Origin of the sequence: Campylobacter concisus (assembly GCF_003048875.2) — a bacterium.
Lineage (GTDB): Bacteria > Campylobacterota > Campylobacteria > Campylobacterales > Campylobacteraceae > Campylobacter_A > Campylobacter_A concisus_AU.
The window spans coordinates 206,993-219,239 of the sequence record NZ_CP049264.1 but is presented as its reverse complement, the minus strand read 5'-3'; the positions used below and the strand labels follow the sequence as shown (position 1 = coordinate 219,239).

Sequence of the window (12,247 nt, the reverse complement as noted above, 5' to 3'; positions counted from 1 at the left end):
AATTTAAAAGGCAAAAACATGAGCCAAACGCACTCTTTTAAGCCAATCTTTGATAAAAACTCTAAAATTTTGATCCTAGGCTCTTTCCCCTCTGTCATCTCTCGTAAATTTGGCTTTTACTATACAAATCCGCAAAACCGCTTTTGGCGGGTGTTGGCTGGGATCTTAAACATTGCCGTGCCAGAATGCATTGATGAAAAGATAAAATTTCTACTCTCTCATCACATCGCGATATATGATGCTGCGATATCATGCGAGATAGAGGGCTCAAGCGACGCAAAAATGGGTAAGATCGTGCCTGTAAATTTAAAGCCATTATTTAAAGAAGCAAATATCACGCAAGTCTATGCAAACGGCGGCAAGGCTTATGAAATTTGCAAAAAATACTTAGAAGATGAGATCATAAAAGCGACAAAAAATGAAGTGATAAAACTACCATCAACCAGCCCTGCAAATGCTAAATTTAGCCTTGAAAGGCTCATGTGCGAATGGCAAGTAGTAGCAGATACATTAAGAGACAGCTAAATTTAGTTAATTTGCTTGTCTGCTATTTAGAATGCTAAAATATAAAACAAAGCCTCACTTTCTGGCCAATTTCATAAACTCCAATTTTTTCTCTTGAAAAAATTCACATATTTAATAGTGCTTAAGACAAGATATCTATGAAGTCTAAATCTATAATCATAAATTTTCCAACATACTACTTATATTTTTAAGATATCGCACCCCTACCCCACCTCTAGCTTAACCTCTTTGCTATCTAGTCCAACTCTTTGCTTTACTTCGTTAAATTTTTGGATAAATCTGTTTTTATTCTCACTATCTATCAAATTTATCCCACTTTTTGTAGATGATGCTCTTTGTATATTGCTATCTCTTGCATAAATTTTACATGGCTCTATATATGATCTATCTTTGCCATCTATGCTTTGGTAGCATGTCTCACTTAGCTTATCATCTTCATATATATCTATATCCCCGCTATTTAAATTTGAGTTTATATAATAAACCCCTTTAGGCATATACTCTACTTTCTTATCTTTACTCTCTTTGCCAAAGATATCATCAGACAAGCTTGTATCAAAGCGCATAGTAGCATCAGTATGCCCAAACTCATATATACAAAGCTTGCCATTAGAGTATTTTAAATATATAGGTGCTTTTATATCTACTCTAATATGCGTCTTTCCAAAATTAGTATTAAACGCAGGTGATTTTAGATAGGCAAAAAACATTATGATATGGTTGCCATGATTTAGCTTCTTTAGTAGCTCTTTATCTTTTATATCATCTTTTGGACTAAAAGTGATCTTTTTGCCTTTAAATTTCTCTTCGCTTAAATTTATCGCCCCTGCTACCTTGCCTACCACCTCACTATTATATTTATCCTCTCTTATCACCTTATAGGCCCAGTTTACCTCTTTGTAGTCATCATCTCCCTTATTTGGTAGATAAACAGCTTCTAAATTTAAAGTATCCTTTATGCTTAGATTTGTAGCACTAGTATTTTCTGAAGTATTTAGCCTGATCTCAGTTATATTTTTTTGATAAGCGACTGTAGATACTTTGATATTAAACTCAGCACCTCCATCTTTTTTATCTTTACTAGCTAAAGTGACAACAGCAGTATCTTCTTTGGCATGTATCTCGGCAGTGTCATACCTTTTACTAAGATTAAGTGTAGCTATGATAAATTTTGAAGTCTTTTTAAAGCCTGTAGAGTTTTTATCTAAATTTATATTTATTCTAAATTTAGCCGTATATGAGTTTTTAGAGCTACTATTGCTATCTGCATCTTTATCATCGTTTTTCTTTAGGTAGTAAGAGGGATAGACCCTTTTATCTTCACCATTATGAAGATACACCTCTTTTATATCGGAGCTTTTGCCTTCTTCATCCTCTATGATCAGATCACTCACTACTAGGTTGAAATTTCCTTCATTTTTTGTAGAGATACTATCAGTAGCGTCTGGTAGCCTTAGCTTTATATCAAACATGCTTGAAGCCTTGTCGCTTCTTATGCTATAGCTGTTTTCTTTAGCAAAATTTAAGAGGTTAAAGTTCATTTTTTCAAAGAAGTTAAGAGTTATTACATTGCCACTATTAAAGGCATATCTATCATCTTGTGATATAAAAATTCCATTAGCGTTTTTGTAGATGATAGTCTCACCATTTGTAGAAGGCTTTATAAAGCTTATCTCTTCATCTCTTGAGTTTTTATTAGGCTCTTTTACATCTTGCTTATAGTTCATAAGCACTATCTCACTCTCATTACTATTTCCGTCTGGGTTTAAATTTGAGCAATCAAGCGATGTATTATCTGCTAAGACGATAGTAAAGGTTGTGTTTTTTGGTTGGATAGGCATTACAGGAAGGGCTGAGGCTGTTGGATATATAAGCAAGATATCTCTCTTTGCTTCAGGTTTAAACTCACCATTTTCTGCTCTTATTTTTAAAAGTTTATTTATCCTTGAGATATTATGGCTATTATCATCTTTTGTGGTGATCACATAGATATCTTCTAGCTTAAAGGTCTTTGAGGTGACATTTTTTAAAAGGGCATTTATCTTATCTGCAAAAAATTGCAAGATAGTGTTGTATTTTCTGTAGTGTTTATTAAAGTTAGTAGCGTTTTTTGGTGTTGCTAAATACTCTGGGATAGTTCTATTACCTTTAAATTCCTTAGTAGTCTCATAAGCTATAGCGTTTTGTAGATAGGTTATAGATGGCTCATCTTTCTCTTTTATCTTTGCCACATTTAAAAGAGAGAATAGATCCAAACACTCTTCAAAGGATATTGCGTTTATGCTTATGTTTGCCAACTCATTTCTTTTAACCCTTCCGTTATTGTCCGCATCTTCAAAGAGTCCAAATTCGTTTGACTCTGCAAATCTACGCTTAGCTATACCTATCTCATTATCTGCATTACTCTTATATCTTATCTCATACCAAGCTCCAAAGCGATTTCTAGCTCTTAAGTGAGCTTTTAGGCCACTTCCTACAAGGCTTGGATTATTATATGTCATGCTCATTAGAGCTATATATTCTCTGCTACCTATACTATCTTTATCTATTTTACTCTCTTGTGGGCTTATAGAAGTATAAGCTAGTTTTTTATTTAGACCATCTCTAAAATTTTCAATCACCTCTGGCAATATATCACCGATTTGTTTATCATCTAGCTTAAATTCGCCAAATTTCGTGCTCTTTTTATCTTCTGCTTTTATGCCATCAAGATACTCTGATACCTTAGATCTTAGATTTTCATTAGTTTTTACCACTACTCCATTAATGGTATTAAGTAACCCAGTAAATTCTTCTTCACTCATCTTAGGATCAGAATATTTTTTATCACAAACTTCTTTTAGTATCTCTTTTAAAGTTACATTAAAACCACAACCTATAGTGGCTATTTTATTAGTATCATAATATAGTTCATATATAAAATCTTCAGCATCTTTTAATGTATCTCTTAGTTCATCTTTAAAATTAGTAGCATTTCTCTCATTAATTGGCATTAAAACTCCTTAAACTGATCAAGATACTCTCTTATAAGCTTAGTATCATTTCTATCTTTAAACCTGCTTTGGATAGGCATTCTGCATATAAGATTATTAGCATATTCTCCTGTAAAAACCCTAAAGAAAAATTTATCAGCAACTATAAGAATAGGCCAATCAGAAGAGTTGCTTGAGAGAAAATGTTCTCCGAATTTCTCTTTTGATTTTTCCCAGCCTAAATTTGAAGCATATAGTATTCTTACCATTCCATCAGAAAGTATATTTGCATCATAGCTTTTATCGGTACTATATATTACGCTACTAAAATCATCTGTATCATTTTTTATTGTTTTTTTATAAACCTCTGTTGAAAAGCTATCATCTTTTTCGTAGTCTAAGCCTCTTCTTTTAAACTCTTCTTCGGTCTCTTCTATCTCTTTAAATTTAAGTCCAAATTTTAGTTTTTGACCATCTCTTATATAATCCCCATTTAAAAAATCCTCGAACTGTCCATTTAATGTTACACAATAAGGCTTATATGTTTTACTTCTTAGATCATATATATCTTTTTCTTCTCCGCCTATACCTACACACATGATGTAACTTCCAACTGGAGCTCCATCAAGTTGTGTGTAGTAATAATTTTTAGTGGTATTTAATTCCCTCGCTGCGATGTCTTTGCCAAGAGCATTAATGATAAATTTCTCATAAAACTCTTTATCTTCTCCATAAGGTGGGTTATCTTTATTTACAGGCTTTGGGGAGTCCATCCAGAATTTTTGAGTAAAGTAGTTATAGCATAGATCATTTGTGCTATTTTTATCGTTTATTGAAAAACCTGTTCTTCTGTTATAGCTTGGAACTACAGATTGTATCCTATTATAATATTCATTAAGGACACACCTTCTAAATTCTTCTTTATCTTTTTCTGTGTTGCAATACCTATCTCTATGCTTAACCCACTCAATCTGACTTTGTTTTAGCTTTTCTAAATATGGCTTTATCTCCTCTTTGGCCTCTTCATTCATATAAGCAAGGTCATATTTACCCATCATTAGATCATAAGCTTTTTGCATATCTCTATCAAGTATTGAGAGAACTTCGTCAGAACATACTAGCTTTTCTACTCTTGTTTTAGCTTTAGAACAATCAAAGCTAGGCTGGATTTTTTCACTTGAGTAGAGGTTTGATGTAATGAGTAGCGTGGATATAACAATAAGTTTTAAACTTTTCATTAGAGTTCCTTTTTGTGATAATAAAATCTTGTTATTGTATCTTTTATGGGGCTTATTAATAATAATTTAAAAGCTTATTTTAACGCAAATCATCTTCTATTTCGTATTTGTCGTTACATTTTTTATAATTCGTTAAATGGCTTAGCTCCAGCTTGTATCTAACTTTCCATGCAAACAAGGATTTGTTGAGTCCGTCCTATAAATTTAAATTCTATCTTTCTAAATATTTATGGCTACTTATGGTCTATAGCCACATACTGCGCCATCTTTTTCATGGTCTTGACATATATATTCTTTTTCAGCACAAGCTGTAAAAACAAATGCCAACAAAGCAAACATGATTAATTTTTTTATTTCCATTTTATCTCCTTTGATTTTGTATTAAACAATAACCAATGCTGACGCATCTTTTGTCTATCCATATTGATTTTTATATTAGAAAAAATTTCTTCCACATCTTGCCTAAATTGTCTTGTTATTTTATTTAACTTTTCTTTTTCTGAGAGGATGCTTTTTTTAAATGCCTCACTTGATAAGTTAAAACTATACTCAGATCTTATACGAAGCACCTTTGGCACACCATTGGCACTATAAAAGCTACAATATGTCTCATACTCTTGTGTCTGAATTATGCCATCACCCTTGTTTTGGTGATTATATTTTTTATTTAGTTCTTTAGGAAAGCTTCTGCATTTTATACCATCTATGATATTGACAAAAGCCCTATCATAATACTGTCCAAATGTTTCATTTTTATATTTTATATTTGGATTATTAGTATTTAGCTCAAAAGAATTTATATTTTCCAAGTCAAGATACTTTTCTCCATCGAATGTATCTATCTTATCTATTTCAAGATAAAATATCTCAACTATCTCTCCGGTGATACGGCGCTGCAACACTGTAAAATCATCATATTTGTCTAAACCCTCAAATAAGATGCCTCTATTTATCGGCGCCTTTACTGAAAATGTTTTATTTGAGCTATAAAGTGTAGTGTTTGCATCCATTTTTATATAGTCGCGATCATATATATCACTTTTATATGTATTATCAAAACTACATCCTGTTATGAAAGCTATTAAAAATGAAATTATTGGTATCTTCATCTCACTACACTCCTTTATGTATAGCCACTATTTTTATCAAATTCTTTGCATATAGTTTGCAGTTGTAATTTTATCTAAAACTGAACCCTATATGGTTTATCAAACAAAAGCCCTTCTTTTCTCATCTTCTCTCTATCCATGCCAAGCTTTATGGTAGAAAATATTGCTTGTATGTCTTGCCTAAATATATTATGTATATCATTTAAGACTTCCTGCTCTGTTTTGTTGCTATCTGTAAACGCTTTTGATTTGCGATTAAAACTATATTCATATTGTAGTCTAACCATATTTGTTGGTTTTTTAATGTTTTTTGGCTGATAAAATGAACAATATGTATCATAATATTGCGTATATGTCTTTTCACCATCAATTACATTTTGATAAATCTGTCTCAAATCCGCATGGACAAATGTCCTGCATTTAACTCCATCTATATAATCAAGATATGCTTTTTTATATATAGCACTAGTAGTAGTATTGTAAAAACTCTCTTTAGTTTTTGTCTCTTCTTCAAAAATTTTAAGATTTTTTGGATTGAGATATTTTGCAGATTCAAAAGTATGCCCAGGATAAGACTCTGTCGAAATAATAAGCTTTGAAGCCATCATATTTTTTACAGCCCAAGTCAACGCCATGCCTTCCTCTACTTTATATACTCCATAAAAAACGCCTATATCCTTATGTATAGGTGCCATCAAAGAGAGCAATCCCTCTTTGGTAGATATTCTTTGATCTACACTCAAAATTTTAGATTCTTTATTGTCATCATCTACACTCGTAATAATGCCGCATCCCGACAGAAATAAGATAATAAATAAAAATCTTATCTGTAACCACATTGTACCCTACCCCTTTATCATTGTCTTTTCGTTTTTGCATTACTTTATGATCCAATAGTCGTTAAATTTAAAATATCCTTGAGCTTCATTTTCTTAGTACCTTGCCTTCTTTGCTGACTAAAATCAATTAAATAGGTTTCTGTAACTTCATAAATTTTTCTTTTCGTTTAGAACCAGCAATATATTGATCTATTTGTGAATACAAAAGTGGCAGTTTGAAAAGATCGCTAGTTAGTATCTCAAAATCATTTTTGACACAGAACGATATGATAAATTTTAAAATATCTTTATATTCACTAGTGAAATTTATACGCAGCAATGCCCCATCTACCAATCCATTGTTGTCAAAAGAGATCTGCAGGCAGCTATCCTCTAGACTGCCATAAATGTCCAAGCTATCCGACCATGATTTTACTTGTGGTAAAACAGAAGCAACACTATTAAAAATTTCTTTATTAACTGATACTTTATGCCAAAAGATAGAATCATCAAATGTTTCTAAATTTAAAACCGCCTCATCGCTGTTGCTTGGTAAAATGTAAAAATCACATTGCCAAATCTCCAATACTAACTCCTTTTATGAATATAGTTTTACAGCATAAAAATTGCCATTGCTATTTTTGCATACAACAGTATCATTAAAACCAAATTCTAGTATCTCGTCAATCTTTTCAAAATCGGTCTTATCTACAATTTTAAAGATATTTCCTTTAAACAAACTGCTTTGACTGGACGCCAAACAGGTATATCTTCATTTAGTATTTTTACATAAATATTAGTAGTCATATTTAAAGCCTTCCCCTCCCACATAAAAATTCACCAGTTTAATTATCAATAACAACTGACTTTCCAGTTTTATCTACACTATCGAGGCTACTTTTCTTTTGTTTTTTCAGATATTATTAGAATATTTTTATTTTGCACTATCTGTATTGTGAATTAAAATTCCAAATTTAGCTTTTTAAGAAAAAAAAATTTATTTCCTGCTAAATTTGGACCAATGCACACATTGTCATTTTTCAATTCCATTGCCTGTGCTTTAATTAAGTCAGATAAAAACATTAAACTTTTTGTATCTCCTTCTATAAAAAAGACATCATCTTCTAGCCAAGTATTTATTTTTATTTTTTCTTTAGAATATTGCTCACATATACTATCTGTTTTCATTTTTGACCCTTAAATCTACCATCTTCTCAAACATCAAATGAACGTTTACCCTTTTCATATGATTTTTTATCTTTATATACTTTTCAGTGGTCTTTATATAATAAGTCCTTTACACATATTGTTTCATCGTCTTTCTTTTTATAAGCTTTAATACTTTTTACTTTTTCAAATTCTGATTTATCCATATCTGTCGTTGTATTTTCTTTTTCAGCAAAATAAACATTATCTTTAAATTTCTACTCTTTCCCCTCAATTCCACCTAGATAAAGTTCATAAAAGAATTATTTGTATTTATCCACTAATTTATTTATCTTTACAAAAATAGCATAGCAAATGTCAACTACCAGCTGGGCACATAGACAAGCAAATGCGATATAGAGCAAATTTTTATTGCCTAGGTTATATTCAAAAATTTTAGGAATGTTTAAAAAATTTGTCAGAATGATAAATATAGCACCAAGAAAAACGAAAAAATATCTAAAAATAAACTTTTGTCCCTTGTTTTTATACTCTTTTAGCCAAAAAATCAAAAATATAAAACTTGCGACTGATCCACAAATTAGACCAATATTATCAAATGCCAATGTTATCCCCCATCAAAAAAACAGTAACTATCAAAAATATATTCAAAAATAGTTGATAATAGCCAGAAAAGTGCTTAGGGTTATTTTGCCAATCTATCAATATAATGGCTGGCCAGATCATATTCATAAAAAGAACAACTATCATGGCCACCAATATTCCAGTTCTTATTTCAAACCGATTGTTGTGATAATACAAAATATAGCAAGCAAAATAGACAAGTATGGCAAAACCTATAAAAATACATGCTCTAGATAAAAATCTCAGAAATTTATATATGGAATTTAGCATAAATCGCTTACTTATATATAGCATTAAATAAAGCACTAAATTTGATATTAAAAAAATAGATACTAGTTCCATTTATTATCCTACTGTATGAATACACGAAAATCTATTGTATGTGGGGCTATTTTATTTAATTGTTCTGTTAGATTTCTTAATTCTGTACTATTTTGCAAAAGGTGCATTTTTAAAATTCATAATAGATCCTCCACTAAATTCTATTACATCATCTACAAATGTATTTGAATTTCTTAATAAAGAGTCCTCATTGTTATTGTAACCTCCAAAAAAAGATTCACTGATTGTTGAAGCAAGATTTGGATATCTATTGTCTTCAAAGATTTTGTTATAGTTTCTTGCATTTTCTAAAACACGCTCATCAAATTCTCTTTCTGTCATACCTCTTGGAGTTTCAATCACCTGTTTTTCTTCCCATGTATTATTCAAGTAATGATCTCTATCTGTGTCTGCCACATCTTCTTCTTCACTAATATGGTTTATATCTTTTACTACGATTTCAGTATCACCACCAAATATAAAATCTTTAGCACCAAGAGAAGCAATAGTAATTCCTTCTTTATAATTACTTCCATCAACTACTATAAACATATGGTTTTTACCTAAAAATACCCCTCTAGAATATGCTTCAACTCTATTCGCTCCCAAATTCTTATCCAGCTTTGCAAATTCTCTATTGTTATTTATCATGCTTGTTGTTACAGCTGTTGTTAAAGGTGTTTTAGAGAAACCTCTGTCATTTAGCCATAGAGCATGAGAGAAATATCTAGTTGCAAAGTCTGAGAAATTTGACGCATACTTAGTATCATCATCTCTATTTTTATTTATATCTCTATGATCTTGTATATCCATAGATCTTTGGTTTTCATGAATTATGGTCTTTACAAGATCTTTCATATTGGTTATGTTTTTGAAATTTATATAGCTAGCACCAGTTTGCAAGCTTGTATAACCTTTTATTTCTTCGTTATTATATCCCCTTTGAATAGCAGCAATTACTCAAAGTATGATATAAATACAAATTTAAAAAATATTATTTTAAAAATTCTATAACATCATAAGTTATCCAGGATATCAAAATAAATATCACCCAAACAAGAGAAACTCCACCGTACTTAAATTCGCCATGTTTTACTCTCTCAAATGTGATGTCATCTTTTTCAATTTTATTTTTTGCTATGCAAAGCACCAAATATACGGTAAAAACAGCAGAAAATAAATTAAAGGCCACATTAAAACCAAAAAAGATAATCACTGCAAATATTACCAAATTCCATGCTAGTACAAAAATCATTTGACCTATTTCACTTGACAACTATCCAAAATACTAATACAAAAGTACAAAAAACAAGCCATACAAATGCTACAAATCCATTATTTTTTACTTGATCGTTTTTTATTTTATACAAAGTTATGTCACTTCTTTTAATGCCATTTTTTATCACATAATATCCGTTAAACAAAATAGGGCACAAAATCAACATATACAGCCTTTGTTCACCAAAAAAATAAATAAATATCCTAAAAATAAGATAGACAAAAAATAGTAGTAGCCAAACTTTTAAAAGTATTAACAAATTATTTTTCATTTTTATCTACTTTCTTGTTTTAACTTTCTACTATTTCTATATAAATTTTGATTTTATAATGTTTTTTTAGATATTTGTGTGCTCTTTTTTAAATATCCTACAAAAGGTTTGATGAATATAAATATGTATATCGGATAATACAAAGTTGATAAAATATCCCAAAAAATATGATCGCCTGGCAATAGATCTGCGCAACTACAATCTATATAGCCATGTCTGCGCAAATACCCATACCCATCCATACCGTACAAAATTGCATTCATTATCAGTCTTTCTGCAAATACAAAAATAACCATAAAAACAGCAAACAAGAGTATGCTAAGAAAAACTGTAACAATTTTTAGTGGCTCATCTCTAAAATTTATAATATAAAATATTTTTAAGAAAACAATTAAATTAAACAAACAAAATAATAGTAGAGAAATCTTATAGGAATAGCCAAGATACACCATGATAATCCCAGAGTATATAACTAAAAAATACCCCAGGATAATCATGTATTTTAGCCTATTATTCATCTTTTTGCCCATTTTTAATGTATCCTTTTATTTCGTGATAGTACATACTAAAAGGATGATATATTTCTACGTAATTAATATATACCCTTATCCATATTACCTTTTAAAAGCTATCACAGCTACTCTTCAACTCATCAACAATGCCTTAACAGATCCACTTTTTAATCTCAAATCCCATCTTTGACAAACAAGCATCACTACTATCCATCTACTCCCTTTAATTCGTTTAGATAGCTTAGCACCTGTTTTTCATCTAACTTTCCATGCAAATAAGGATTTGCTAGTTTAAAGATCATTTCTTGTGTTTTTTCATCTTCAAAGCCTATATCTTCACGACATTCTATTAAATTTGCCCACTCTTCAAGCTCTAAAAAAGATATCTTTTTATCCAAGCTTCTTTGTAAAATTTCTGCTATATCATCTTTTGACATAGAAACGAGCTCAGTTTCGCTATCAAAACCAATCTGGGATAACATATTTTTTAATGTATCTATGTTGTTTTTAAAATGCACCAAGTCTAATAAAATTCCAATTTCGTCATCTGTATATTCAGAATTTCTTTTTATCATATAATTTTTGTTTCACCTACTCTTCTTTTGATAATTCATCTCGTATAGTTTTAAACTTTAGCCTATCATCACAAATTTGATTTTTTTCGTTCATGCTTTTGCATTCAAAGAAGTCCGGATTAAACCACTCGACGGCATTTTCATCTTGAGTACCATATTTGGCATTTTCGTGTAGTAAGCCATCTCTTTTCATTCTTTCAATATCCATCTCATCTATCCAAAGAGAGTCAGCTACTACTTTAATATCTTGTTTAAGGGTATTATAAGCCTGAGTTATCTTATACTCATATAACTCTTCTTTAGTTTTTATAGTTTTATCTCTTGCATAATCCGATAATGACGTCTTTGCTATTAGAAATTTCTTCTTACCATTTTTGCTATAAAAGGGGCAAGTATATTCAATATTCACATAGATACTACTATTAATATTTGTCTTTGCAAGGCATAATAAATTTGATATATACTCATCACTTAGTTTAATGTATCTATTTGATTTAAGAGAAAAGATCTTGCCATGAGATTTTAAATACTCCATTCTATCTTGCATTCTCTCATCTTTGCTTGTTGCTTTTATTACATTGCTATGATCAGCATCTTCAGTATAGACACTTATTTTATATTCAAAGTTTTGTCCTATCTTGTTTATTATAAATTTTTTTAGCCCGTCAGTATCTAGCCTTACTTTATCTCCTCTTGCTTCTGGTGCATAGGCCTTTAAATTTCTATCATAGCTATATATTACATTTCGTTCATTCACCTGAAGACTGCCATCTGAAAAACAACCAGCAAAGAAAAAAGGCGTAAAAAGAATAATGAATTTTTTATACTTAAGCATC

At 30.4% G+C, this 12,247-nt stretch carries 14 protein-coding genes; 1 reads left to right on the top strand and 13 read right to left on the bottom strand.

What is annotated here, in order from left to right; translation table 11 throughout:
* Positions 1-18: 18 nt before the first annotated feature.
* Positions 19-525 carry a DNA-deoxyinosine glycosylase gene (locus CVT07_RS01115; RefSeq protein ID WP_196375745.1) on the top strand — a complete coding sequence of 169 codons (507 nt, stop codon included), beginning with the start codon at positions 19-21 and terminating at the stop codon, positions 523-525.
* A gap of 203 nt (positions 526-728) precedes the next feature.
* On the opposite strand, the gene CVT07_RS01110 is transcribed toward CVT07_RS01115, so the two are convergent.
* The 13 genes from CVT07_RS01110 to CVT07_RS01055 all read right to left on the bottom strand — a co-directional run bounded on the left by CVT07_RS01110 (position 729) and on the right by CVT07_RS01055 (position 12,246).
* Positions 729-3,518 carry a hypothetical protein gene (locus CVT07_RS01110; protein ID WP_107935548.1) on the bottom strand — a complete coding sequence of 930 codons (2,790 nt, stop codon included), beginning with the start codon at positions 3,516-3,518 and terminating at the stop codon, positions 729-731.
* Positions 3,518-4,735, bottom strand: coding sequence for a lysozyme inhibitor LprI family protein (locus CVT07_RS01105; RefSeq protein WP_107935547.1), 1,218 nt, complete (start codon positions 4,733-4,735; stop codon positions 3,518-3,520). Before CVT07_RS01105 ends, CVT07_RS01110 begins: the two co-directional genes overlap by 1 nt.
* 237 nt (positions 4,736-4,972) lie before the next feature.
* Complete coding sequence (locus tag CVT07_RS10235) at positions 4,973-5,095, bottom strand: hypothetical protein (RefSeq protein ID WP_257784944.1); 123 nt, start codon at positions 5,093-5,095, stop codon at positions 4,973-4,975.
* Complete coding sequence (locus tag CVT07_RS01100) at positions 5,086-5,844, bottom strand: hypothetical protein (protein WP_107935545.1); 759 nt, start codon at positions 5,842-5,844, stop codon at positions 5,086-5,088. The genes CVT07_RS10235 and CVT07_RS01100 overlap by 10 nt, the downstream gene beginning before the upstream one ends.
* A 74-nt stretch (positions 5,845-5,918) precedes the next feature.
* Positions 5,919-6,683, bottom strand: a complete 765-nt coding sequence (locus CVT07_RS01095) for a hypothetical protein (RefSeq protein ID WP_107935543.1) — start codon at positions 6,681-6,683, stop codon at positions 5,919-5,921.
* Positions 6,684-6,810: 127 nt separating this feature from the next.
* Complete coding sequence (locus CVT07_RS01090; protein ID WP_107935541.1) at positions 6,811-7,248, bottom strand: hypothetical protein; 438 nt, start codon at positions 7,246-7,248, stop codon at positions 6,811-6,813.
* Positions 7,249-7,622: 374 nt separating this feature from the next.
* Positions 7,623-7,850, bottom strand: coding sequence for a hypothetical protein (locus tag CVT07_RS01085; protein WP_107935539.1), 228 nt, complete (start codon positions 7,848-7,850; stop codon positions 7,623-7,625).
* A gap of 281 nt (positions 7,851-8,131) precedes the next feature.
* On the bottom strand, positions 8,132-8,434 hold the full coding sequence (locus CVT07_RS01080; RefSeq protein ID WP_107935537.1) for a hypothetical protein: 303 nt from the start codon (positions 8,432-8,434) through the stop codon (positions 8,132-8,134).
* Positions 8,435-8,882: 448 nt separating this feature from the next.
* The gene (locus tag CVT07_RS01075; RefSeq protein WP_107935533.1) at positions 8,883-9,677 is read right to left on the bottom strand and encodes a hypothetical protein; all 795 of its coding nucleotides are present in this window, start codon (positions 9,675-9,677) and stop codon (positions 8,883-8,885) included.
* 91 nt (positions 9,678-9,768) lie between these two features.
* A complete protein-coding gene (locus CVT07_RS01070) occupies positions 9,769-10,029 on the bottom strand; it encodes a hypothetical protein (RefSeq protein ID WP_196375744.1) in 261 nt (86 codons plus the stop codon).
* A gap of 348 nt (positions 10,030-10,377) precedes the next feature.
* A complete protein-coding gene (locus CVT07_RS01065) occupies positions 10,378-10,842 on the bottom strand; it encodes a hypothetical protein (protein WP_196375743.1) in 465 nt (154 codons plus the stop codon).
* A 200-nt stretch (positions 10,843-11,042) separates the two neighbouring features.
* Positions 11,043-11,411: a hypothetical protein gene (locus CVT07_RS01060; RefSeq protein ID WP_107935527.1), complete on the bottom strand. Its 369-nt coding sequence runs from the start codon at positions 11,409-11,411 to the stop codon at positions 11,043-11,045.
* A gap of 16 nt (positions 11,412-11,427) precedes the next feature.
* The gene (locus tag CVT07_RS01055; protein ID WP_107935525.1) at positions 11,428-12,246 is read right to left on the bottom strand and encodes a hypothetical protein; all 819 of its coding nucleotides are present in this window, start codon (positions 12,244-12,246) and stop codon (positions 11,428-11,430) included.
* Position 12,247: the final 1 nt, after the last annotated feature.

Excerpts from the sequence above, each read along its gene's own strand:
- CVT07_RS01085 (WP_107935539.1), bottom strand. The coding sequence starts at position 7,850 with ATGAAAACAGATAGTATATGTGAGCAATATTCTAAAGAAAAAATAAAA.
- CVT07_RS01060 (WP_107935527.1), bottom strand. The coding sequence starts at position 11,411 with ATGATAAAAAGAAATTCTGAATATACAGATGACGAAATTGGAATTTTA.
- CVT07_RS01110 (WP_107935548.1), bottom strand. The coding sequence starts at position 3,518 with ATGCCAATTAATGAGAGAAATGCTACTAATTTTAAAGATGAACTAAGA.
- CVT07_RS01055 (WP_107935525.1), bottom strand. The coding sequence starts at position 12,246 with ATGCTTAAGTATAAAAAATTCATTATTCTTTTTACGCCTTTTTTCTTT.
- CVT07_RS01105 (WP_107935547.1), bottom strand. The coding sequence starts at position 4,735 with ATGAAAAGTTTAAAACTTATTGTTATATCCACGCTACTCATTACATCA.
- CVT07_RS01115 (WP_196375745.1), top strand. The coding sequence starts at position 19 with ATGAGCCAAACGCACTCTTTTAAGCCAATCTTTGATAAAAACTCTAAA.
- CVT07_RS01065 (WP_196375743.1), bottom strand. The coding sequence starts at position 10,842 with ATGAATAATAGGCTAAAATACATGATTATCCTGGGGTATTTTTTAGTT.
- CVT07_RS01070 (WP_196375744.1), bottom strand. The coding sequence starts at position 10,029 with ATGATTTTTGTACTAGCATGGAATTTGGTAATATTTGCAGTGATTATC.
- CVT07_RS01095 (WP_107935543.1), bottom strand. The coding sequence starts at position 6,683 with ATGTGGTTACAGATAAGATTTTTATTTATTATCTTATTTCTGTCGGGA.
- CVT07_RS10235 (WP_257784944.1), bottom strand. The coding sequence starts at position 5,095 with ATGGAAATAAAAAAATTAATCATGTTTGCTTTGTTGGCATTTGTTTTT.
- CVT07_RS01100 (WP_107935545.1), bottom strand. The coding sequence starts at position 5,844 with ATGAAGATACCAATAATTTCATTTTTAATAGCTTTCATAACAGGATGT.